The following is a 22,026-nucleotide window of genomic DNA, read 5'->3' as shown; positions in this document are numbered from 1 at the left end:
GGATTTTGGTATGGGAATGCTCAAAAATTTTACCATTCGCGCAGTGATGCTCACGATTCTGGGGCTGTTTTGCTTACTGTGGACCGGCGTCGGGCTGTATAGCATCCACTCTCTTGGCGCGCTCAGCGAAGGCAACGAGGTTGACCGTCATCTGGTTGAGCAAATGACGGTGCTGAGCAAAGGAAACGATCAATATTTTCGTGTTGTCACGCGCTTGTCCCGTGTGATGGAAAGCAAAGCGGCAGGTAAAACCCTGACCGACGAATCGTACGCGCCGGTGCAACAGGCGCTGGATGGTATGACCCAGCAACTGGCACGCTTCAAACAGCTCGCCCCCGGTCCGATGAACCCGGAAGTCGTGGATGGTGTGATTCAGAGCTGGCAGAAGCTGCTGGATGAAGGCGTAACGCCACAATTTCAGCTGGCGCGTCAGCCAACACCTGATGCTTATCGCCAGCAGGCGAACAACGTCACTCCGGCATTAAGCCGCGCGTTTGGCGTCAGCGCAGAGAAATTCAGTCAGGGTGCAGCTCAAAAGCTGGATACCACCCGCGTTGAAGTTGATCACCTCACCGCGACGACGAAAACAATAATTACCATCACGGTCATCATTGGTCTGTTTATTCTGCTGTTTACCGACCGCTATCTGGTAACGATGCTGGTTCGTCCGCTGGAAAGCATTCGCACCCATTTCGCCGTGATTGCCACGGGTGACCTCAGCCAGCCGGTCAATGAATTCGGTCGCAACTGTGTGGGTAAACTGGTTCCGCTGCTGAGCGCCATGCAGGATAGCCTGCGTGAAGCGGTTAGCGCCATTCGCAGCGGTACTGAGAATATCTCGCGTGGGGCGGCAGAAATTTCTGCAGGTAACAATGATCTCTCATCACGCACTGAAGAGCAGGCCGCTGCGCTGGAGCAGACTGCAGCCAGCATGGAGCAGTTGACTGCTACGGTGAAATTCAACGCTGATAACGCCCGTCAGGCCAGCCTGCTGGCTGAAACCGCCACCACGACGGCACAGCGAGGCGGCCAGCTGGTCAGCGAAGTGGTCAGCACCATGGATGGCATTTCAGGCAGTTCGAAGAAAATTGCTGAGATCACCAACGTGATTAACGGTATCGCTTTCCAGACCAATATTCTGGCGCTGAACGCCGCCGTTGAAGCGGCTCGTGCCGGTGAACAGGGTCGGGGTTTTGCTGTAGTGGCGTCTGAAGTACGTAACCTTGCCCAGCGCAGTGCCAATGCGGCCAAAGAGATCGCGACTCTGATTGAAGAGTCCGTTCAGCGTGTGGGTAAAGGCGCCGAGCTGGTGAGCACCACCGGCGGCACCATGAATAATATTCTGAAATCGGTACAGGATGTGGATGCGATTATGAAACAGATCGCCTCCGCCTCAGAAGAGCAGAGCAAAGGCATTTCTCAGGTGGGAACAGCAGTCACAGAAATGGACAGTGTCACGCAGCAAAACGCCTCACTGGTTGAAGAGGTTTCCGCCGCCGCAAGCGCGCTGGCGCTGCAGACAGAAGCGCTGCAGGCCTCTGTGTCGAAGTTCCGTCTTTCCAGTGAACGCAAGAGCGCACCTGTCACCGGCAATAAACCGGCTGCGCCAAAAGCCCCGGTGCTAAGTGCGCCTCAGGACAAACCTGCTGATAATGGCGACTGGGTCACCTTCTGATCCCGGCTAAGCCACGCCACCAGTTCCGCCAGGAACGGTGGCGCATCCTGCGCAGGCCGTTGCAGTAGACTGTAAACGGCGCCCGTTTTAACCTCGCCAGCGAACGGCTTAATCAGCCTGCCGCTGGCGATATCACTCTCCACCAGATTGCTGTCGGCAATCGCCACGCCAAATCCCTGAATCGCTGCACTGATCGCTAAATCCATCGTGGCAAAATGCTGGTTTCGCTTCATGCTGAGTGTGACCTGCTGCGCTTTCAGCCAGCACTGCCAGTCACGGGTGTCTGCGGTGGGATGCAAAAAGGTCATTGCAGTCAGCGCCGCCGGAGAGTCCGGGCAGGGCTGATTCGCTGCCATTACCGGTGTCAGTGACTCACAGAACAGGCAGACGCCTTCGGGATGCGGCTTGCCATAGACAATCGCGGCATCAAAATTTTCAAGCTGCGTAGCATGATCCAGCGTTGTCGTCAGGGCCACATGCAGTTCAGGGCGCTGTTGTTCCAGCGCCATCAGCCTGGGGACCAGCCAGCGCATCGCACAGGTCGGCGCTTTCAGGCGAATGCTGACCTGACTGCGGCGGACCTTTTCGCTGGCCTTAAGCATCAGTTCAAAACCCTGCTGCAATTCGGGTAGCAGCGCGGCGCCCTGTGGCGTGAGCCGCAGGCCGCGCGCGTGGCGATCAAACAGTGTGACACCCAGCCACTGCTCCAGTGCGGCGATCTTGCGACTGACGGCACCCTGAGTCAGACACAGCTCACGGGCTGCATGGGTCAGATTGAGATGACGGGCGGTCACCAGAAAGGTGTGAATGGCATTAAGCGGCAGCGATAAGCGTGACACAGTGAACCTCAGCTATGCATTTTTTTCATGGCTATTATGACGACATTTCGCTTGCCGACTCAAGTGGCAGCCCGTTGAATAGCGTTTTACCGCATCTGATCGGTTATGCCCCTGACGGAGAGACTATGTCCCTGAAAACGCCTGTCGCTATCCACTCAAAATTGCCGGACGTCGGCACCACTATTTTCAGCGTGATTGGCCAGCTCTCGGCGCAGCATCAGGCGATCAACCTGTCGCAGGGTGCGCCCAACTTCCCCTGCGATCCGGTGCTGGTCGACTCTGTCAGTCGCGCGATGCTGGAGGGTCATAATCAGTATGCCGCCATGATGGGCCTGCCGGCCTTGCGCGAGGCGCTCGCCAGTAAAGTGGAGGCGCTCTATGGCCAGAAATATGATCCTGCCCGTGAAGTGCTGATCACTGGCAGCGCCAGCCAGGGGCTTTATATGGCGATTACCGCGCTGGTGCATCAGGGCGATGAAGTGATCTTCTTTGAACCGGCATTTGACAGCTATGCTCCGGTGGTACGGTTGCAGGGCGGTACGCCGATAGGCCTGAAGTTGCAGGTGCCGTCATTTGCCATCGACTGGGATGCGCTGCGGGCGGCGATCACACCGCGCACCCGCATGATCATCATTAATACGCCACATAACCCTAGCGCACAGGTACTGACGCCTGATGACCTTAATCAGCTGGCAGCATTGATTCGCAATACCGATATCGTGGTGCTCTCCGATGAAGTCTATGAGCATATGGTGTTTGATGGTCACTCTCACTGTGGCATGGCAACGCACCCGGAACTGGCGGCGCGCAGCGTCATCGTCTCCTCGTTTGGTAAAACCTTCCACGTCACGGGCTGGCGGGTGGGTTACTGCCTGGCGCCGGCAGCGCTGATGACCGAACTGGTGAAAGTGCATCAGTTTATGATGTACGCCGCCGACACGCCGATGCAGGTGGGTTTCGCACACTACCTGCAGCGGCCGGAGAACTACCTGTCGCTCAGCGCCTTCTATGAGCAGAGGCGCGATCGCCTGATCACCCTGATGCAAAATTCGCCGTTCCAGCTGCTGCCGAGTGCCGGTTCGTTCTTTATGCTCGCCAGCTATGGACATTTCAGTGACGAGCCGGACAGTGAAATGGTAAAACGTCTCATCGTCGATCACGGTGTGGCCACCATACCGCTGTCGGCGTTTTATATGGATGGCACAGACAACAAACTGATTCGTCTCTCATTTGCGAAAGACGAGGCGACACTAGAGGCTGGCGCAGCGGCGCTATCTGCTTTTTCTCACTGAATCACGCCACCGCGTGAGGCAGCACCGGGAACAGGTAACCAGGACTTTTCGGGGTAAATAATGAAGAAACTGAACGCGCTTTTTCTTGCTCTGGGCATGATGACATCGGTACAGGCACTGGCACAGGATTTACGTTACGGCGTAGAGTCACAATATCCGCCATTTGAAAGCCGCAATGCCAAAGGGGAGCTGGAAGGCTTTGATATTGAGCTGGGCAACGCTATCTGTAAGGCCGGCAATTTCAGCTGCCACTGGGTCGAGAGCAGCTTTGATGCGCTGATCCCGGCGCTGCAGGCGAAAAAATTTGATGCCATCAACTCGGCGATGAATATCACCGAAGCGCGCGCCAAAAGCATCGCGTTTACGCAGCCGATCTACCGTATTCCGACCATGCTTGTGGCGAAAAACGGTGAAAATCTGGCACCGACCGCCGACAGTCTCAAAGGTAAAAACATCGGCGTGTTGCAGGGCTCTATTCAGGAAACCTATGCGAAGAAGCACTGGGAGACGCAGGGCGTAACGGTCACGTCGTATCAGGATCAGAACCAGGTTTACAACGATATGGTCGCGGGCCGCCTTGATGGCACGCTGGTGATGTCTGCTGCCGGTCAGTCCGGTTTCCTTGATAAGCCCCAGGGTAAAGGCTTTGGCTTTGTCGGCAAGCCGGTCGAAGATGACGCGATTCTTGGCTCGGGCATCGGCTACGGCCTGCGCAAAGATGACGCCCAGCTGAAGCAGTCTCTTGATGCGGCGATCGCCAAAGTGCAGGGCGATGGCACCATCAAAAAGCTGGCTGAAAAATACTTCCCGGGCATTGATGTGAGCGCGAAGCCATAAACAGAATCGGGCGCACTCTGCGCCCGATTCTCTCCGATTGATTATGTCAGCCTTCATTTTTATCAAACAGTTCTTAGATTTAAGCCTTTGCAAAGTTATTCCATTCATCCCGATAGATAATGTTTCCGTCCGTATATTTCCAGGTAATAGCCTGATACCGCAATTCCAGTGTTTCCAGGTGCGTGCTGCTTAGTCCGTTAGGGGCAAGATAGGGAGAAACGGTAGTGAGCTTTATCCCTTCCAGCATAATATTGAAATATTCAACCTCACTGCCTGACTCCACAATTCTGTACATTTTTATTGTGCCATTTTTAAGTATTCGTCCTTCAAAGATTGCGCGATAAAGAACGGGCGTTGTCTGATCGAACTCTTTGACGATAGTAATCGGGCTGTGAACACGCGTACAGGTTAGTTTTCCCCGGGCGGGATCAACAGGAATGGTGATGTGGTGTGCGAACGATTTTAACTCTATTGAACCGAGTCGACGTGGCATCTGGCAGCTCCCCACGATGGGTGAACCGTTTTCATCGTCAAGCCATAGATGAGCGGGTACAGACATAATTTTATTTCCTTATTGAGGTTTCTGACATTATCTGATGTTTAGCATTGCTATTTGAATATTCGTGGAAAAACCATTATTACAATTAAGGCAAAGACTGCAATGGGCCATAAAGGACCTTCTGGAAAAATCTGCACGAAGATGACTGCGAAAGTAAGAATAAGAAATAGGGGTGCATAAACCTCAATCATTGATTTGAATATTCTTTAAAAAATCCGGTATATAATATTTTTAATCATTTGGCTATCGAATCATAGTCGTGATTATTTTTGAAATTTCATTATCGGATGGGGACGTGTTTTTGAGGGCTCCCGAGTTAACAAATAACGCGTCAATCAGGAAATACATCATTTCAAGTTCTTTTTCATAGAGTGCTGCATAATATGCCGGTAAAGTGTAATTTAACCGGTTGGCGCAATCTGCTGCTTTCTGAATGACTCCATAAATTCCAGCAATTCTAAGTGCACTGCCAGCCCTTCGCCAATTAGCGCGCTCATATCAAGGTTCACTTTCATACCGACTGTAACTGCTGCCGTAACGGCGGAAGAAAAACCGTGTTGGGTGAGATGACTGGCGGCAATGTGTATATTGATGGCCATGAGAGATTTTTTTATCCATTCAAGCTGGCGATCTGTCTTAAATCTGAATAATCCATCGAAATATATCTTAAGCATATCGATCACAACATTACCATGGCTAAGCTGTTGATATACTCCCTTTGCAAATCTTACGTCCTCGACTTTTTGCTTCTGACAAACCTCCTGATATTTTTCTGTGAAGCAGGAGGTGTAATAAAGCGCACGTTGCACGCCTGAACCTATGTGTTCAATCTGATGTGATAATGCATCACTAACCCCATTAAAGGCCCGATCTAACTTTTTTGCTAAAATTTCGTTCGCCTGTAAATAATTGATTATTTCATCAGCGTGTTGCATAACTGAACCCCTTAAATTATCCCCGTATTTAAATGTTCATTGAAGATAAAGAGCATTAAGATGTATGTAAATCCGCTTAAGTGCTCATTAATGCGCGCGATCAAAATAAACCGGATAAAAGGAGGGTGCTTTTGGGAGGTGAAGTTATAATAGTGACGGAATAACGCAGGTTCTGGCCTTAATAAAACGCACGTTTAATGTGGAAAATTCGCTGATTAGGTTTCACTGGCTGTATCAAAAATCAGGGCTGAATTTCCCATTTCAGCCCTGTACATATAAGCATTAATAAAACTGTTAACCCGCCGCCAGATAACAGAGTTTTTCCGCCACCTGATAGGATTTCACGAAGGACGTAATCGGCAGAAACTCGAAGCGTGAGTGGAAGTTGTGTGCGCCGGTAAAGAAGTTCGGCGTCAGCAACCCTTTGGCTGACAGCGCAGCCCCATCCGTGCCGCCACGCATCGGAATGACTTTTGGCTCAATTTCCAGTGCGGCAAACGCACTGAAGATCAAATCAATCGCCCGACGATCCTCACCCAGTGCATTGCTGATATTGCTGTAAATATCGCTGATCGTGATGCTCACGTCGCCGGTGGGATAACGCGCTGCGAGTTTTTCCGCTGCCTGCTGCAACTGCTGCTTGCGTGCGGCGAAGCTGGTGAGGTCAAAATCACGAATGGAGGCCTTTAGCGTGGCTTTGCTGGCGTTGGCCTGAATCTCATTAAACCAGATATAGCCTTCGCGACCTTCGGTGTGCTCCGGCGTCTGCTGGCGATCAAACAGGCTGATATAGTCATGCGCCATCAGCAGCGGATTGACCAGCACGCCTTTGCCCGACATGGGGTGTGCGGGCACACCGGTAAACACAATCTCTGCAGCAGCACCATTGAAGTTTTCATATACCACTTCACCCAGTTCGCAGCAGTCGATGGTCCAGGCAAAATCGACATTAAACCGCGATTCCAGATCGAGTGCTTTCGCCCCGCGCAGGCCAATCTCTTCGTCCGGCACAAAGGCCACCACGATATCGCCGTGGTCGCCTTTAAGATTGGCCATCAGCGTCATCACTACAGTAACCGCCGCTTTGTTGTCAGCGCCCAGCACGCTGGTCCCGTCGCTGAAAATCACCTGCTGACCCACATAGGGCGCGATTTCAGGATGTTCATCGCGGCGCAGCCAGATATCCTGCTCTGCATTCAGACAGAGATCTTCGCCCTGCCAGGTGAGGATCTGCGGGTGAATATCAGGCGACAAACCGACATCAACGGTATCGATGTGTGTAATAAACCCGATGCGCGGTGCGTCAGGACGGTTACCGCGGTTTACTGCCGTCACTGTGGCATGTTCATCAATCACCACCTCATCCAGACCCAAATCGCGCAGCTCATCCGCCAGCAGTTTTGCCATGGCGTGCTGACTCGGGGTGCTGGGCAAGGAGGTTGATTTGGCATCGCTCTGACTGCTGACGGCGAGGTAACGGAAAAAACGTTCGGTGAGTTGCGACTCAAGTTTGTCTGTCATCACTATTCCTTATTAGTCAGCCACTGGCGGGGTTCGCTATGGTGCCGAATCGTGCTATCAATGAAGCATCTGAATGATTCATTTAGATATTGTGATCACCGGAAGTCAATACAAAGCGAGGATGATAATGAAAATCAAGATAGCCACCTTAGCGCTTGTTACTGCTGGGATAGCGCTGGCTGGCAGCGTAAACGCCAAAACGCTGGTCTACTGTTCTGAGGGATCGCCAGAGAATTTTAACCCTCAGCTCTATACCTCCGGAACCAGTGTTGACGCCAGTGCCGTACCGGTCTTTAACCGGCTGGTGGATTTCACGCCCGGCACCACCAATCTGGTCCCGAGCCTGGCGGAAAGTTGGGAGATCAGCCCGGATGGCACCGTATACACCTTCCATCTTCGCAAAAATGTGAAGTTCCAGAGCAATAAACAGTTCAAACCCAGCCGCGACTTCAACGCCGATGATGTGATCTTCTCGTTTATGCGTCAGATGGACCCGAAAAATCCCTACCACAATGTTTCTGGCGGCACCTATTCCAACTTCGAAAGTCTTGAACTCTCCACGCTGATTAAACGTATCGACCGGGTTGATGACCATACCGTGCGCTTCACGCTTGCTCATCCGGAAGCGCCATTCCTTGCCGATCTCGCCTGGTACTTCGCCTCAATCCACTCGGCGGAATATGCAGACGCGATGCTGAAAGCAGGGACGCCGGAGAAGGTCGATATGAACCCGATTGGCACCGGCGCCTTTGAACTGGTGCAGTATCAGAAAGATTCCCGCATCCTCTACAAAGCGTTTCCGGACTACTGGCAGGGTAAGGCGAAGCTCGATCGGCTGGTATTCAGCATTACGCCTGATGCCTCCGTGCGTTATGCCAAGCTGGAGAAGAACGAGTGTCAGGTAATGCCATTCCCGAACCCCGCCGATCTGGACAAAATGCGCGCCAATCCGGACATCACCCTGGAACAGAAGGCGGGTCTGAACACCGGCTTCCTGGCGTTTAATACCACTAAAGCGCCAACCGACAACGTCAAAGTGCGCCAGGCGCTGGCGATGGCGATCAACAAACCAGCGATCATTGAGGCGATATTCAAAGGCACCGGCACGGTCGCGAAGAATATCCTGCCGCCGGGCGTCTGGAGTGCTGACAAAGATCTGAAGGATTACGACTACGATCCGGAGAAGGCCAAAACGTTGCTGCAACAGGCTGGCGTCAAACCGGGTACCGAAATTGCGCTCTGGGCGATGCCGGTTCAGCGGCCTTACAACCCGAATGCGCGCCGCATGGCGGAGATGATTCAGTCGGACTGGGCTAAAGTTGGCATCAAAGCCAATATCGTCAGCTATGAGTGGGGCGAATACCTGAAGCGCGTCCGCAGTGGCGAGCATCAGGCGGCGCTGATGGGCTGGACGACGGCGACCGGCGATCCGGATAACTTCTTCGGCCCGCTGTACAGTTGTACTTCTGCACAGGGCGGTTCTAACTCCTCAAAATGGTGCTACCAGCCGTTCGAGAAGTTAATCACCAAAGCCCGCGCCGAGCCGGATCAGGGCAAACGCACCGCGCTCTATCTGCAGGCGCAGCAGATAATGCATGACCAGATGCCTGCCGTGATGATTGCGCACTCCACTATCTTCGAGCCGGTGCGCAAATCGGTCAGCGGCTATCAGGTCGATCCGTTTGGCAAGCATATCTTCTATCAGGTGGATATTAAGCAGTAACTCGTGGCAGTTAACGTCAATGGCCCACACATCCGTGGGCCTCTTATCCCATCCTCACCTGCTGATCCATCTCCGTCAGCCGCTGCTGCAAAAACGCCAGAAATAGCGTCAAAGCCGCATTGCGCTGACGTCCCGACACCGTCTGAAGTTGCAATGTGCGCTGACTCAACTGATCCACTCCCATTGACCGCAACACCAGATTTTGCGTATCGCGCTCGAACAACAGGGTAAAGGCACTACAGATGGTTACTGCCTGCGGCGTATGCAGCAAAAAGTGATAAAGCGTAGCGAAATAGTCGCAGGTCAGCACGGGCTCCACCACGCAGTCGTTCATCTGACAGGAGAGATCAAACAGCTGCCGCACCGTGGTGTGATGACCGGGCAGTGCCAGCGGCCAGCGAGGCAGATCGCCCAGCGTCACCTCACGTGACGCCAGCGGATGTGAAGCATGCATCGCCAGCAACACCGGTGCAGGCCAGGAACCCAGCACCTCAACGCTGCGCTCCGGCTGCAGACTAAACTGCAGCGCCACATCGCATTCTCCCGCCCGGACGCATGCGGCCACGCCCTGCGAGTGCGTCACGTTAATCGCAAACAGCGCGCCCGGGTTTGTCAGGCGAAACGCCGCCAGCAGGCCAGGCAGCAGACTAAACGCCATACCATCCGTGCAGGCGATGCGGATCAAACTGCGGCGTATCGCTTTCAATCCCTTAATCTCTGCCAGCGCATACGCCATATCAAGCTGACTCTTACGCACGTGATGCGCAAAAATCTCACCTGCTTCATTCAGCACCATGCCGCGCGCATGACGCTCAAACAGCGGCACCCCGACCTGTGCCTCCAGCCGCTGAATCTGACGACTGATCGCCGACACCGCAACAAAAAGTTGTTCACTGGCGGCGCTCAACGAGCCGCTCTCAACAACCGCCAGGAAATAACGGATCTCGCTGCTTATCATCTCCACTCCGTCAAAACGCATCATAAAAGGGCAGTCATGCATTGCTTTAAAAGCAACGCTCACTCGATAAATTAATAATTGTGGCAAAGAGAGAAGTTTGTCAAAGATAAAGCACGATAAAAAAAACAGGCAGGGCAAACATGACAGAGCAACAGGCCGTTGATCAGGCGATGCACTATTTCGATAGCGGTGAGTTTCAGCAACTGCTGGCACGGCGTGTCGCCTGTGTGACCGAAAGCCAGCAGGCCAGCAGAGGCGCGGAGCTGGACCACTATCTGCAGCAGGAAATTGGCCCGCAACTGACGAAGATGGGATTTACGTTACATCCATTTGAAAATCCCAAGCCAGGCAGCCCGCCGTTTCTGATTGCCACCCGCATTGAAGATCCGCTAAAACCGACGCTGCTTTGCTATGGCCATGGTGATGTGGTATTCGGCGACGATGAAAACTGGCGCGAAGGCTTATCGCCGTGGCAACTCACAGCTGAAGATGATCGCCTGTATGGACGTGGCAGCGCGGACAACAAAGGTCAGCACTGCATCAACCTCGCGGCGCTGGAACAGGTGTGGCAGACGCGCGGTGGAAAGCTGGGCTTTAACTGCATAATCCTGTTTGAAATGGGCGAAGAGATCAGTTCGCCGGGACTGGCGGCGATCTGCCAGCAGCAGCAGGCGCTGTTAAAAGCCGATCTCTTTATCGCCTCTGATGGCCCACGGCTCAACGCAGTGCGACCAACGCTGTTTTTGGGTTCGCGTGGTGCCGCGAACTTTCGGCTGACCATTCGGGCGCGTGACAACGCCTATCACTCCGGCAACTGGGGCGGACTGCTCAGTAATCCCGGTACGCAACTGGCCAATGCGATCGCCTGCCTGGTGAGTGCGCAGGGCGTATTGCAGGTCGCTGCGCTAAAACCGGACTCGTTGACCAGGGCCGTGCGTGCAATCCTGAGTGATATTGACGTCGGCGGTATGCCGGGCGATCCGGCGCTTGCAGAAGGCTGGGGTGAGCCAGGTCTGACGTCTGCAGAGCGCCTTTATGGCTGGAACACGCTGGAAGTGCTGGCCTTTGAAACCGGCAATCCGGCGCGCCCCATGAACGCGATTCCGGGCAGCGCCACGGCGGTGTGTCAGCTGCGATTTGTGGTCGGCACTGACTGGGAAAACCTGGTGCAGCATGTCGAAAGTCACCTGCGTCAGCACGGCTTCGATAACGTCAGCGTGGAGTTTCTGCGCGGCTCACCGGCGACGCGGCTCGATCCTCAGGATCCGCTGGTGGCCTGGGCACTGGACACGCTGGCGCGTAGCAGCGGTAAAAAACCTGCGCTGTTACCCAATCTTGGCGGTTCACTGCCCAATGAAGTCTTCGCCGATATCCTGGGTCTGCCAACGTTGTGGGTGCCGCACTCCTATCCCGCCTGCGGCCAGCATGGCGTTAACGAACACATGCTCAATTCCATTGCACGTGAAGGCCTGGCGATTATGACGCGGCTTTTCTGGCAACTGGGCGAAGAGGGCGAACAGTTGATGACGCGCCACCATCAGTGGCGGAGAGGTGAACAATGAGCAGCATCGCGCAGACGACCTCGCAGGTGAAACCGAGCCTGCACAAAACACTGTTCGCCACCTGCATTGGTAACGCGCTGGAGTGGTTCGACATCGCGGTCTATGGCTTTTTTGCCAGCTACATCGCGCACGTTTTCTTTCCGGTCAGCGATCCGTCAGTGTCGCTGTTGCTGACCTTTGGCAGCTTCGGTATCTCCTTTCTGATCCGTCCGCTGGGCGCCATTGTGCTGGGCAACTATGCCGACCGCCATGGGCGCAAAAAGGCGCTGCTGTTGTCGATTAACCTGATGATGCTGGGCGGGGCGATCATTACGTTTATGCCGGGCTACGCCACTATCGGTCTGGCCGCACCGCTATTGATCATTCTGGCGCGTCTGATTCAGGGCTTCTCTGCCGGGGCCGAGTTTGGCAGTTCCACTGCCTTTCTGGTGGAGCACTTTCCCGAACGTAAAGCCTTTATTGCCAGCTGGCAGTTCGCCACTCAGGGGGCGAGCACGCTGATGGCATCCGCATTCGGGCTGGGGCTGACGCACTGGCTAAGCGAAAGTGATATTCAGGCGTGGGGCTGGCGCATTCCGTTTGCCTTCGGCCTGCTGATTGGCCCGCTGGGTATCTACATTCGCCGCCATGTGCAGGAACCTGCCAGCTTTGCCTCGCAGGAGAAGGAATCCGCGCCGCTGAAGACGCTGTTCGGGCGGCAGAAAGCGCTAATCACCCTGGCGATAGGCGTGATGGTGATTTCGACTGCAGTAAACTACATGCTCAACTACATACCGACTTACGCCACCAAAACGCTGCATCTGCCGGGATCGGTCGCCTTCACCGCCACACTGATTGCGGGCATTATCCTGACGGTCGTGACGCCCATCATGGGATTGTGGGCAGAGCGGATTGGCCGGTTGCCGCTGATGTGGGGATCGCTGCTGCTATTAATGGCTACCATCTATCCTGCGTTTAAATGGATGGTCGATCACACCACGCCCACTACGTTAATCCTGCTGGTGGCCTGGATGGCGCTGCTCAAGTCAGTCTATTTCTCGACGGTGCCGTCGGTGATGGCCGATCTCTTTCCGGCGACCACCCGCGCCAGCGGTATGGCGATCAGTTACAACGTGGCGGTGACAGTATTTGGCGGGTTTGCGCCGCTGATTTGCAGCATGCTGATTGCCGCTACCGGCAGCAGTCTGGCACCAGGCTACTACCTGATGGCGGTGGCAGTGCTAAGTGGCATCGCGCTGCTGCGCTGCAGTAAGCGGGTGGCATAGCAAAATGGGCCGGTTAGCTGGCCCATTTTGTGACTGACAACGTCAGGAACGGGAGGCGGTAAGATCGAGCCTGCGTTTAACTGAACTGCAGGTAAGCAACATGGGTCTGCAGATACTCCTCCAGGCCATGTTTCCCATCGGCACCGCCGATACCCGACCTGCGCCATCCGGCATGAAAGCCCTGCATCGCCTCAAAGTTCTCACGATTAACATAGGTCTCGCCGAACTTCAGCTTTCGCAACGCGGTCATGGTGGTATTGATATTCCGGGTATAAATCGAAGAAGTCAGCCCATACTCGCAGTCGTTAGCCAAAGCGATCGCCTCATCCAGCGTTTTGAACTTCATCACCGGCAGCACCGGGCCAAAAATTTCCTCCTGCATAATCGCCATCTCCTGACGCACATCGGTAAGCAGCGTCGGTTCAAAGAAGAAGCCCTTATCGCCGGCTCGCTTGCCGCCCAGCACCACTCTGGCGCCGGCGGCGACGGCGTCTGCTACTTTCTGCTCAACCCGATCCCTTGCCGCGCCCGTAATCAGTGGCCCCATGTCGATATCACTGCGTTCGGCGGGATCGCCAAACGTAACCTGTTGAAACGCCGTGGTCAGCGCGCTGATAAAGCGCGCGTAGATGCCTTCCTGCACATAGACACGCTCTGCGCAGTTACAGACCTGACCGCTGTTGATCATCCGCGAACTGACAATTGCCTGAACCGCCAGATCGAGATCGGCGTCATCCATCACGATAGCCGGGGCTTTGCCGCCCAGCTCCAGCGACACTTTGGTGACATTTTTAGCAGCGGCTTCCATGGTAGCGATACCTGCGCCGACGCTACCGGTCAGGCTCACCAGCCCGACTTTGGGGTTTGCCGCCAGCTCCTGTCCCACTTCCGGACCCAGACCGTAGACAATGTTAATCACGCCCGCTGGCAGACCCAGCGTGTGAATGATGTCGGCAAAAATGGCCGCATTGTCTGGCGTCAGTTCACTGGGTTTAATCACGATGGTGTTGCCAGTAATCAGGGCAGGCGCCGCTTTGCGGGCAATCAGGAAGAAGGGGAAGTTCCACGGTAAAATCCCGGTGGTAACGCCAATCGCTTTTTTGAACAAAAAGATGTTTTCATTGGGTCGGTCGCTGTTGATGATCTCACCTTCGTAACGCCGCGCCCACTCTGCCATGTAATCAAGGTAGTCGGCGGTGAACAGCACTTCGGTCTTCGCCAGTCCCTGGGTTTTTCCACCCTCGGCCACAATCGTTGCCGTCAGTTCAGGCTCCCGATCGCGGATGGCGCTCGCGATTTTGTGCAGCCAGGTGCCACGCTCCACTGCAGGCAGAGCCTCCCACGCTGGCTGAGCCGCTTCTGCGGCGTTGATGGCACGGCTGGCATCCTGACGAGTGCCTTCGGGAATACGTGACAGCAGCGCCTCAGTGGCCGGGTTGATCACCTCAATCCACTGGTCACCGTGATGGGCGACGAACTCGCCATTAATGTAATGTTGATGATGTGTTGTCATTCGCTTTGCTCTCCGCTATCGATATGTTGCAGTGATGTAATCGCAGAGTGAAACAGATCGTTAAGCGTGACCTTTAGCTGAGTGCCAGGTGCCGTAATCGGCTGGCAGCCAATCACAGATATCGGTGAGTTCTGAGGCAAAAACGTTAATCTGTTGTAGATTTAAAGAAGTGAAGTCGTGAAAAGGGGTTAAATAATGGCAAGCGGATGGGCTGCAGAAGGCGCAGTACAGGAACAGATTGATAGCACCGTGAACGACGGTATTGAGCGGGTAAGGCAGTCAATCGGGCAGGGCGAAAGCGCCACAGAATGCGAACTCTGCGGCGAGCCAATTCCTGAAGCACGTCGTCAGGCACTTAAAGGCGTGCACTATTGCGTGGCGTGTCAGGAAAAAATCGACAAACAGCAGCAGAGCACCAGCCTGTATAATCGTCGGGGCAGTAAAGATAGTCAGCTGCGCTAACCCTCAGGAGCCTGGCATCGCCAGGCCGCTGCCAATAAACCATGCCAGAAACCCTACACCCGCCACAATGATGGCGATCGGAAACAAAATTCCAATTCTCATATTCAACCTGCTGCAAACAGCGTTTTCAGGGACCACGATCTTATCATGAGATCTGGAGAACGGCGCGATGGGTTTTCAGCAGGGTAAAGAGCTGAAACTGCGTTGCATCACTCTCTTCGCGCAACACTTCCCCTTTTTTATAGACAATATGATGCACATGGCCGAGCTGGCGCCAGACTACAATCGCTGAAGCGATGAGAGCGCAATGCTGTTCTGACTGCAGACACTCGATGGTGGCATAGTGCGTTTCATCCAGGCCATTCACAAACACCTTTATCGCATCTGCGGGTAATATTGCCCTGATGTCATCCAGCATCACCCGGCTGACTGACTGCGAAAGAAACAGTGTTAACCATTTTGATGTCATCCCAATCCCTGATCCGATCAATTTTCCCCAGTTTATACAATCCTGGCTGGGTTTATAAAAGGCTTCTTTGCAGACTTGCCACTCCATCAGCCTTTATGGCAGCCATAACAGAATTGTGCTGCGCTACACAGCAGAACAGTAAAAAACAGTGAATAATAAGTAAGTTACCTTTGCGCTGGTCCAGTTTTATAACAACTGTGAAATTGTGATCCCTGACAGGAATAACGGTCAGAAATTGCCACGCTGCTGCGGTTTCCGGCATTTATCCAAAGGCTGAGGAATTCCTGCAAAACGTAGACTGCCTGCTGAGCGGAAGCAGACAGGTTTCCGACAGGCCTCAACCAAACCGGGGAATAACAATGAACAGTGCCATTATTGCGGGTATCTTCTGGCATTTTGTCGGCGCAGCCAGCGCGGCGTGTTTCTATGCGCCGTTTAAACAGGTGAAAAGATGGTCATGGGAAACCATGTGGTCAATTGGCGGCCTGATGTCGTGGCTAATCCTGCCCTGGACGGTGAGTGCCATTTTGCTGCCGAACGTTATGGCCTATTACAGCAGTTTTACGCTGTCGCAACTCACGCCGGTATTTCTGTTTGGCGCGATGTGGGGAATAGGCAATATCAACTATGGTCTGACCATGCGCTATCTCGGGATGTCGATGGGTATTGGTATCGCGATTGGCATCACCCTGGTGGTTGGTACGCTGATGACGCCGCTGTTGCAAGGGCGCTTTGGTGAGCTGTTCGCCTCGTCGGGTGGCCGGTTAACGCTACTGGGTGTCATGGTGGCGCTGATTGGTGTGGGGATTGTGACACGCGCCGGGTTGTTAAAGGAGCGCGCGCTGGGGATCAACGCTGAGGAATTCAATCTCAAAAAGGGACTGGTGCTGGCGGTGATGTGCGGCATTTTCTCGGCAGGCATGTCGTTTGCGATGGATGCGGCGAAACCGATGCATCAGGCTGCCGCTAATCTCGGCATCGATCCGCTTTATGTGGCCTTACCCAGTTACGTGGTCATCATGGGCGGCGGGGCGCTGGTCAATCTGGGCTTCTGTTTCTGGCGGCTGGCCACCCGGCCGGAGCTGTCAGTGCATAAAGACTTTTCCGTCGGGAAGTCACTGCTGATTGCGAATACCGCGTTTGCCGTGCTTGGCGGCACCATGTGGTATCTGCAGTTCTTCTTCTACGCCTGGGGACATGCGCGAATCCCGGCACAGTATGACTATGTCAGCTGGATGCTGCACATGAGTCTTTATGTCTTATGTGGGGGGCTGGTTGGGCTGCTGCTGAAAGAGTGGAAGTCAGCGGGACGTCGCCCGGTGAGCGTATTGTCGCTCGGCTGTGTGGTGATTATCATTGCCGCCAATATAGTCGGTCTGGGCATGGCGGCCTGATTGCTCACTCCGTCGGAGTTAAGTTACAGCAACCTATTAGCAGAACGTGCAGGAGACGGGGTCAGAAGAGGAAAGCGTCCCGCCGCCCTGGACAAAAACGCCGGGAGCTTTTTTGAACAACGCAACGCGTTGGCCCGGCCACGGGCGCACCTCATCCATGAGGTGCGTAATCGCGCGGACCGGGCATGTCACGGATCACGGCTCTAGCGTCTTTCCAGTCTGATCCTGTTCCCTGTAAAAACACTGTTTCACAACAATGCAGGGCTGCTTTTGTCTGTAACCTGAAAGGGCCTGCTATGCAGGCCCTTTTTAGTCAGACTCGGCACTCTTCAGTGCCTGCCGGGGCGCGATAAATCGCTGGCGCCAGGCGCTGGGCGCTAACCCGGTATCACGGGTGAAGACGACAGAAAAATAGTTACTGTCATCAAAACCGCAGCGGGCGGCGACCTCACTAATCAGACAATCCTGGGTGCGCAGCAGATATTTTGCCTGACAGAGCTGAAGCTGACGCAGGTAATGACCGATGGTCATGCCGGTCTGCTGACGGAAAAGCTGCCTCAGCGCCCGTTCGCTGAGTCGATTCTGCTGGCAAAACGCCGCCAGATCGAAGGGGCGGGCAATCGCACCCTGTAAAGCCGACATCAGCAGATCCAGCTGTTCACCCTCCGGTAACGCCCATGGACGGTCAGCGGCGTAGCCGTGGCGACGCAGAATCAGCGCCAGCTGTAAAAACAGCGCCTCTGAGAGCTGCACGGACAGCGGATCGCTTTTGCGGCTTTCTCGTTCCAGCTGGCTGATCACGCCCCGTGCCAGCGCCATCCCTCGCGTGGTCAGCCGCCAGCCGCCCGGTTCATCCGCGCCCTGTTGCGGCAGCAACTGGTTCCAGTCAAGGGCAAGACCAAAGCGATCGCGGCAATAGAGGATGTTATCCAGCACCAAATCATTGACGCTGTCGTAGCTGTGGCAATCACTGTCGCGGATGTAAAAAACGTCGCCGCAGGTTATCAGCCAGGGACGATCGTTGAGGATATGCAGGCCGTTGCCGCGCCAGACAATCACGATTTCGCTGAACGTGTGTCGGTGCGGCGGGAAAGAGGGTTGTGGCATCCTTTCAGCCACCGCCACCGGCAAAGTAGTGGCGGGAAAATAGTCATCCCGACTGAGTATCAACGCCATGTTCGCCTCCATTACAGCATTTGCTGACGCTCCGTTCGCGGTGCGCAGCCAAATTCGCGCCTGAACAGCGTTGAGAAATGGTTGCTGTCACCAAATCCACACTGGAAGGCAATATCAGTAATGCGCATATCACTGTGACGCAGCAGATGACGGGCCTGTAATAGCCGCAGACGGTTAAGATAGCGCTGCGGCGTGCTGCCGGTCTGCTGCTTCATTTGCCGATGCAGCGTACGCAGCGACAGTGAGAAGCGATCGGCCAGCTCATCCCAGACAATCTCGTCACTGTAGTGATCACCCAGCCAGTCAAGCAGGCGATGCAACCGTGCCTCCAGATCCTGACTCTGTCCGTCAATGCATGCTTCTCGCAACAGCACCAGCAGCTGTAAAAAAAGCTGCTCCTGTCGTGCCTGCTTCTCCAGCGACCAGCTCTCATCGGGCTGCATTTGCGATGCCACACACAGCGCCTGCGTCATCACTTTGTGATTGATGCGCCAGTGAGAGCGATATTGCCCATCCTGATCGCGGGGCAGTAAGGCCTGTAGCCCGGAGAGAAAGCGAAACGCGCCGGGACTGCGATAGAGCACGTTGGTCAGGCAAAGATTATCTGTCTGCTCATAGAGATGACGATCGTGATCCCGAACAAAGCAGACGCACCCCGCGCAAAGCGTTTGTGGCTGACCATTGAATACATGAATGCCGGCGCCTTGTTCAACCAGCACAATCTCATGGAAGTCATGATGATGTTCCGGAAAGGCTGCCTGCGGGTGTCGGGGTTCAATTGCTATGGCGTAATCACCTTCGGGGAAGAAATCCGCACTGTGTAAAATGGTCATGATCTTCTCTCGCTACTTTACAAAACCGTAACGCAGTCTAATCAGCCCGCCAACACCTTACCTTGAATTTTCATCCTGACTCAGCAGGAATCACGCTGATTTTTCAAGATATCCTCAGCAGTTAATCATTTTGCGGCAGGGGTCACATCCTCCTCACTGCCGCCTCTGTGATCTCTCTCACGAAGTTCTTTGCCAGTCTGCCAGGGCCTGTCCGCCGCTGGCACTCCGGGGAAGGTGTGAAACCCCTAAGATTTTTACGCTGTGACGACGCAATCACAGGAAACCGCCGCTATGACCAGGAGAAGTTTTGTTGCTATCGATCTCGGCGCCTCCAGTGGACGGGTTATGCTCGCCAGCTGGGAGGCAGCGCAGCGCAAGCTGATGCTGCGTGAGGTCCGGCGCTTTAACAATACGCGTCAACATCGTGCCGGTTATGACTGCTGGGATCTGATGCTGCTGGAGCAGGAGATCCGCGCCGGGCTGGCTCAGTTAGATGAAGAAGGCATTGTGCCGGACAGTCTCGGCATCGACACCTGGGGCGTTGATATGGTGCTGCTGGACGCACAGGGCCAGCCGGTGGGTGAGGCGGTCAGCTACCGCGATGCGCGCACTCACGGTGTGATGGAGCAGGCGCATCAGGAACTGGGCCGCAGTGCTATCTATGCCCGCACCGGCATTCAGTTTCTGCCATTTAACACGCTCTATCAGATGCGCGCCCTGCATCTGCAACAGCCCGACTGGCAGGCCCGCGTAGTACATGCACTGATGATTCCCGATTACCTGCATTTTCGTCTGACCGGCAACCTTAACTGGGAATACACCAACGCCACTACCACGCAGATGCTCAATATTCACAGCGGCGAGTGGGATCGTGATTTGCTCGCCTGGGCGGGGGTGGATGCGCAGTGGTTCGGACAGCCGCAGGCACCGGGCAATACCGTCGGCCACTGGATTAACCGCGCAGGCATACCGGTTCCGGTCATCGCGGTCGCCACGCACGACACGGCCAGCGCAGTGCTGGCAACGCCGCTGATGCAGGATGACGCCGCCTATCTGAGCTCCGGGACCTGGTCGCTGATGGGCTTTGAAAGTCTGCAGCCCTATGCCAGCGACGCCGCGCTGCGCGCCAATATCACCAATGAGGGGGGCGCAGAGGGTTATCGCGTACTTAAAAACATTATGGGCTTGTGGCTGTTGCAGCGCATCTGTGCCGAACTGCAGATTGACGATCTTAACGCGCTGATTGAAGAAACAGCCCGCCAGCCCGCCTGTGTCTCACTGATCAATCCCAACGATGCCCGCTTTATTAATCCCGACAGCATGGTAAGCGAAATTCAGAATGCCTGTGCAGAGCAGGACATGCCGGTGCCGCAATTTGCCGCTGCGCTGGCGCGCTGCATTTTTGACAGCCTGGCACTCCTCTATCGCGACGTGATTCACGAACTTGCACAACTACGTGGCAAATCTTTCAGCCAGCTGCACGTAGTGGGTGGTGGCAGTCAGAATCGTTTTCTGAACCAGCTTTGCGCCGATGCCTGCCAGATTCCGGTGCTGGCCGGTCCGGTTGAGGCCTCCACGCTGGGCAATATTGGGTGCCAGCTGATTGCGCTGGGCGAGCTGAGGGATGTGGCGGATTTTCGCTGCAGCGTTATTAACAACTTTCCGCTCGAAAAATTCGAACCGCAAACTCACAGCGTCTTGAGTGCCAGTCAGGCACGCTTCGCGACGCTGACTCAACCCGCTAAGGAACCCATTTATGACTAAGCAGATTGAACAGGCTTTTGAACTGGCTAAACACCGCTACGCCGACATGGGGGTTGATGTTGAACAGGCTATTCGTCAGCTGGACCGCATCCCGGTTTCGATGCACTGCTGGCAGGGGGATGACGTCCGGGGATTTGAAAACCCACAGGGCCCATTGACCGGCGGTATTCAGGCGACGGGTAACTATCCAGGGCGAGCACGTAACGCCGATGAACTCCGCAGAGATATCGACAAAGCGATGTCCCTGATTCCCGGTGCAAAACGCCTGAATCTGCACGCCATCTATCTGGAAAGCGACAAACCCGTGACGCGCGATGCGATTGAACCTGCCCATTTTGCCCATTGGGTTGACTGGGCGAAAGAGCACAATTTAGGGCTGGATTTTAATCCCAGCTGCTTCTCGCATCCGATGAGCGCAGACGGTTTTACGCTGTCGCACAGTGATAAAACCGTGCGTCAGTTCTGGATCGATCACTGCAAAGCGAGTCGCCGTATTTCCGCCTATTTTGGTGAGCAACTGGGCTCGCCATCAGTGATGAATATCTGGGTGCCAGACGGCATGAAAGATATCACCGTGGATCGACTGGCTCCGCGTCAGCGTCTGATGAGCGCACTGGATGAGGTCATCTCAGAAAAACTCAACCCGCAGCACCATATCGATGCGGTAGAGAGCAAATTGTTTGGCATTGGCGCAGAGAGCTATACGGTAGGTTCCAGTGAGTTTTGTCTCGGCTACGCTGCCAGCCGCCAGACGGCGTTGTGCCTGGATGCAGGCCATTTCCATCCCACCGAAGTGATCTCCGACAAAATTTCTGCCGCGATGCTCTATGTGCCGCGTCTGCTGCTGCATGTCAGCCGTCCGGTGCGCTGGGACAGCGACCATGTGGTGCTGCTGGACGATGAAACTCAGGCGATCGCGAATGAGATCGTTCGTCACCAGTTGTTCGATAAAGTCCATATCGGGCTCGATTTCTTTGACGCCTCTATCAACCGCATTGCCGCCTGGGTTATCGGCACACGCAACACGAAAAAAGCGCTGCTGCGTGCCTTGCTGGAGCCCACCGACCGTTTGCGGCAGGCCGAAAACAGCGGTGATTACACCGCACGGTTGACCCTGCTGGAAGAGCAAAAATCGCTGCCGTGGCAGGCAGTATGGGAAGCGTGGTGCCTGCGCCATGATGTCCCGGCTGATGCCAGCTGGTTAGGTGATGTCCGTCACTATGAACAACAGATCTTGAGCCAACGTTAA

20 protein-coding genes are annotated in these 22,026 nt (G+C 54.8%); 10 read left to right on the top strand and 10 right to left on the bottom strand.

Features of this window, described 5'->3' with window-relative positions; translation table 11 throughout:
* The first annotated feature begins 10 nt into the window (after positions 1 to 10).
* On the top strand, positions 11 to 1,675 hold the full coding sequence (locus tag Q7C21_RS08035) for a methyl-accepting chemotaxis protein (RefSeq protein WP_105099150.1): 1,665 nt from the start codon (positions 11 to 13) through the stop codon (positions 1,673 to 1,675).
* On the opposite strand, the gene Q7C21_RS08030 is transcribed toward Q7C21_RS08035, so the two are convergent.
* Positions 1,633 to 2,514 carry a LysR family transcriptional regulator gene (locus Q7C21_RS08030; protein WP_105099151.1) on the bottom strand — a complete coding sequence of 294 codons (882 nt, stop codon included), beginning with the start codon at positions 2,512 to 2,514 and terminating at the stop codon, positions 1,633 to 1,635. The two genes, Q7C21_RS08035 and Q7C21_RS08030, sit on opposite strands and share 43 nt — an antisense overlap.
* Positions 2,515 to 2,639: 125 nt before the next feature.
* Between Q7C21_RS08030 and Q7C21_RS08025 the strand changes: the two genes are divergently transcribed.
* Together Q7C21_RS08025 and Q7C21_RS08020 are read left to right on the top strand one after the other, a co-directional pair.
* Positions 2,640 to 3,806, top strand: coding sequence for a methionine aminotransferase (locus Q7C21_RS08025; RefSeq protein ID WP_375150596.1), 1,167 nt, complete (start codon positions 2,640 to 2,642; stop codon positions 3,804 to 3,806).
* A gap of 60 nt (positions 3,807 to 3,866) precedes the next feature.
* The gene (locus tag Q7C21_RS08020; protein WP_003853710.1) at positions 3,867 to 4,643 is read left to right on the top strand and encodes a transporter substrate-binding domain-containing protein; all 777 of its coding nucleotides are present in this window, start codon (positions 3,867 to 3,869) and stop codon (positions 4,641 to 4,643) included.
* 79 nt (positions 4,644 to 4,722) lie between these two features.
* On the opposite strand, the gene Q7C21_RS08015 is transcribed toward Q7C21_RS08020, so the two are convergent.
* The 3 genes from Q7C21_RS08015 to pepT form a co-directional block, all read right to left on the bottom strand.
* Entirely contained in the window at positions 4,723 to 5,202 is a 480-nt protein-coding gene (locus Q7C21_RS08015) for an Hcp family type VI secretion system effector (protein ID WP_375150595.1), read from the bottom strand.
* A gap of 401 nt (positions 5,203 to 5,603) precedes the next feature.
* On the bottom strand, positions 5,604 to 6,137 hold the full coding sequence (locus tag Q7C21_RS08010; protein ID WP_375150594.1) for a hypothetical protein: 534 nt from the start codon (positions 6,135 to 6,137) through the stop codon (positions 5,604 to 5,606).
* Between the two features lie 294 nt (positions 6,138 to 6,431).
* Positions 6,432 to 7,658 (bottom strand): peptidase T, encoded by a 1,227-nt coding sequence (gene pepT / locus Q7C21_RS08005; RefSeq protein ID WP_375150593.1) that lies wholly within the window; start codon positions 7,656 to 7,658, stop codon positions 6,432 to 6,434.
* A 127-nt stretch (positions 7,659 to 7,785) separates the two neighbouring features.
* Between pepT and Q7C21_RS08000 the strand changes: the two genes are divergently transcribed.
* A complete protein-coding gene (locus Q7C21_RS08000) occupies positions 7,786 to 9,381 on the top strand; it encodes an ABC transporter substrate-binding protein (RefSeq protein WP_375150592.1) in 1,596 nt (531 codons plus the stop codon).
* 43 nt (positions 9,382 to 9,424) lie between these two features.
* On the opposite strand, the gene Q7C21_RS07995 is transcribed toward Q7C21_RS08000, so the two are convergent.
* A complete protein-coding gene (locus tag Q7C21_RS07995) occupies positions 9,425 to 10,339 on the bottom strand; it encodes a LysR family transcriptional regulator (protein ID WP_375150591.1) in 915 nt (304 codons plus the stop codon).
* A gap of 140 nt (positions 10,340 to 10,479) precedes the next feature.
* Between Q7C21_RS07995 and Q7C21_RS07990 the strand changes: the two genes are divergently transcribed.
* Positions 10,480 to 11,901 (top strand): M20 family metallopeptidase, encoded by a 1,422-nt coding sequence (locus Q7C21_RS07990; protein ID WP_375150590.1) that lies wholly within the window; start codon positions 10,480 to 10,482, stop codon positions 11,899 to 11,901.
* Positions 11,898 to 13,166, top strand: coding sequence for an MFS transporter (locus Q7C21_RS07985; RefSeq protein WP_375150589.1), 1,269 nt, complete (start codon positions 11,898 to 11,900; stop codon positions 13,164 to 13,166). The genes Q7C21_RS07990 and Q7C21_RS07985 overlap by 4 nt, the downstream gene beginning before the upstream one ends.
* Positions 13,167 to 13,242: 76 nt before the next feature.
* On the opposite strand, the gene aldA is transcribed toward Q7C21_RS07985, so the two are convergent.
* Complete coding sequence (aldA, locus tag Q7C21_RS07980; RefSeq protein ID WP_375150588.1) at positions 13,243 to 14,679, bottom strand: aldehyde dehydrogenase; 1,437 nt, start codon at positions 14,677 to 14,679, stop codon at positions 13,243 to 13,245.
* 195 nt (positions 14,680 to 14,874) lie between these two features.
* On the opposite strand from aldA, the gene Q7C21_RS07975 reads away from it, so the two are divergent.
* Positions 14,875 to 15,141 (top strand): DksA/TraR family C4-type zinc finger protein, encoded by a 267-nt coding sequence (locus Q7C21_RS07975; protein WP_003853696.1) that lies wholly within the window; start codon positions 14,875 to 14,877, stop codon positions 15,139 to 15,141.
* 3 nt (positions 15,142 to 15,144) lie between these two features.
* Here the strand turns inward: Q7C21_RS07975 and Q7C21_RS07970 are convergent, their stop codons facing one another.
* Both Q7C21_RS07970 and Q7C21_RS07965 read right to left on the bottom strand, forming a co-directional pair.
* Positions 15,145 to 15,243, bottom strand: coding sequence for a YoaK family small membrane protein (locus Q7C21_RS07970; RefSeq protein ID WP_008925225.1), 99 nt, complete (start codon positions 15,241 to 15,243; stop codon positions 15,145 to 15,147).
* A 43-nt stretch (positions 15,244 to 15,286) separates the two neighbouring features.
* Positions 15,287 to 15,610 (bottom strand): hypothetical protein, encoded by a 324-nt coding sequence (locus tag Q7C21_RS07965; RefSeq protein ID WP_003853693.1) that lies wholly within the window; start codon positions 15,608 to 15,610, stop codon positions 15,287 to 15,289.
* A 359-nt stretch (positions 15,611 to 15,969) separates the two neighbouring features.
* On the opposite strand from Q7C21_RS07965, the gene rhaT reads away from it, so the two are divergent.
* A complete protein-coding gene (gene rhaT / locus Q7C21_RS07960) occupies positions 15,970 to 17,004 on the top strand; it encodes an L-rhamnose/proton symporter RhaT (protein ID WP_039660203.1) in 1,035 nt (344 codons plus the stop codon).
* Between the two features lie 309 nt (positions 17,005 to 17,313).
* Here rhaT and rhaR read toward each other — a convergent pair whose 3' ends face one another.
* Entirely contained in the window at positions 17,314 to 18,180 is an 867-nt protein-coding gene (gene rhaR / locus Q7C21_RS07955; protein WP_008925224.1) for an HTH-type transcriptional activator RhaR, read from the bottom strand.
* An 11-nt stretch (positions 18,181 to 18,191) separates the two neighbouring features.
* The gene (gene rhaS, locus Q7C21_RS07950; protein WP_003853688.1) at positions 18,192 to 19,013 is read right to left on the bottom strand and encodes an HTH-type transcriptional activator RhaS; all 822 of its coding nucleotides are present in this window, start codon (positions 19,011 to 19,013) and stop codon (positions 18,192 to 18,194) included.
* A 291-nt stretch (positions 19,014 to 19,304) separates the two neighbouring features.
* Between rhaS and rhaB the strand changes: the two genes are divergently transcribed.
* Positions 19,305 to 20,777, top strand: a complete 1,473-nt coding sequence (gene rhaB / locus Q7C21_RS07945) for a rhamnulokinase (protein WP_375150587.1) — start codon at positions 19,305 to 19,307, stop codon at positions 20,775 to 20,777.
* A complete protein-coding gene (locus Q7C21_RS07940; RefSeq protein ID WP_003853686.1) occupies positions 20,770 to 22,026 on the top strand; it encodes an L-rhamnose isomerase in 1,257 nt (418 codons plus the stop codon). The genes rhaB and Q7C21_RS07940 overlap by 8 nt, the downstream gene beginning before the upstream one ends.

Source organism: Pantoea sp. ANP04, assembly GCF_041982285.1.
Taxonomy (GTDB): domain Bacteria; phylum Pseudomonadota; class Gammaproteobacteria; order Enterobacterales; family Enterobacteriaceae; genus Pantoea; species Pantoea eucalypti.
This window is presented reverse-complemented; position numbering and strand designations above follow the sequence as displayed.

Coding starts and splice junctions, on each gene's coding strand:
- rhaS (WP_003853688.1), bottom strand. CDS start 19,013: ATGACCATTTTACACAGTGCGGATTTCTTCCCCGAAGGTGATTACGCC.
- Q7C21_RS08020 (WP_003853710.1), top strand. CDS start 3,867: ATGAAGAAACTGAACGCGCTTTTTCTTGCTCTGGGCATGATGACATCG.
- Q7C21_RS08035 (WP_105099150.1), top strand. CDS start 11: ATGGGAATGCTCAAAAATTTTACCATTCGCGCAGTGATGCTCACGATT.
- Q7C21_RS07985 (WP_375150589.1), top strand. CDS start 11,898: ATGAGCAGCATCGCGCAGACGACCTCGCAGGTGAAACCGAGCCTGCAC.
- rhaR (WP_008925224.1), bottom strand. CDS start 18,180: ATGGCGTTGATACTCAGTCGGGATGACTATTTTCCCGCCACTACTTTG.
- Q7C21_RS07990 (WP_375150590.1), top strand. CDS start 10,480: ATGACAGAGCAACAGGCCGTTGATCAGGCGATGCACTATTTCGATAGC.
- Q7C21_RS07995 (WP_375150591.1), bottom strand. CDS start 10,339: ATGATAAGCAGCGAGATCCGTTATTTCCTGGCGGTTGTTGAGAGCGGC.
- Q7C21_RS08010 (WP_375150594.1), bottom strand. CDS start 6,137: ATGCAACACGCTGATGAAATAATCAATTATTTACAGGCGAACGAAATT.
- Q7C21_RS07975 (WP_003853696.1), top strand. CDS start 14,875: ATGGCAAGCGGATGGGCTGCAGAAGGCGCAGTACAGGAACAGATTGAT.
- aldA (WP_375150588.1), bottom strand. CDS start 14,679: ATGACAACACATCATCAACATTACATTAATGGCGAGTTCGTCGCCCAT.
- Q7C21_RS07970 (WP_008925225.1), bottom strand. CDS start 15,243: ATGAGAATTGGAATTTTGTTTCCGATCGCCATCATTGTGGCGGGTGTA.
- rhaB (WP_375150587.1), top strand. CDS start 19,305: ATGACCAGGAGAAGTTTTGTTGCTATCGATCTCGGCGCCTCCAGTGGA.
- Q7C21_RS08015 (WP_375150595.1), bottom strand. CDS start 5,202: ATGTCTGTACCCGCTCATCTATGGCTTGACGATGAAAACGGTTCACCC.
- Q7C21_RS07940 (WP_003853686.1), top strand. CDS start 20,770: ATGACTAAGCAGATTGAACAGGCTTTTGAACTGGCTAAACACCGCTAC.
- rhaT (WP_039660203.1), top strand. CDS start 15,970: ATGAACAGTGCCATTATTGCGGGTATCTTCTGGCATTTTGTCGGCGCA.
- pepT (WP_375150593.1), bottom strand. CDS start 7,658: ATGACAGACAAACTTGAGTCGCAACTCACCGAACGTTTTTTCCGTTAC.
- Q7C21_RS07965 (WP_003853693.1), bottom strand. CDS start 15,610: ATGACATCAAAATGGTTAACACTGTTTCTTTCGCAGTCAGTCAGCCGG.
- Q7C21_RS08025 (WP_375150596.1), top strand. CDS start 2,640: ATGTCCCTGAAAACGCCTGTCGCTATCCACTCAAAATTGCCGGACGTC.
- Q7C21_RS08000 (WP_375150592.1), top strand. CDS start 7,786: ATGAAAATCAAGATAGCCACCTTAGCGCTTGTTACTGCTGGGATAGCG.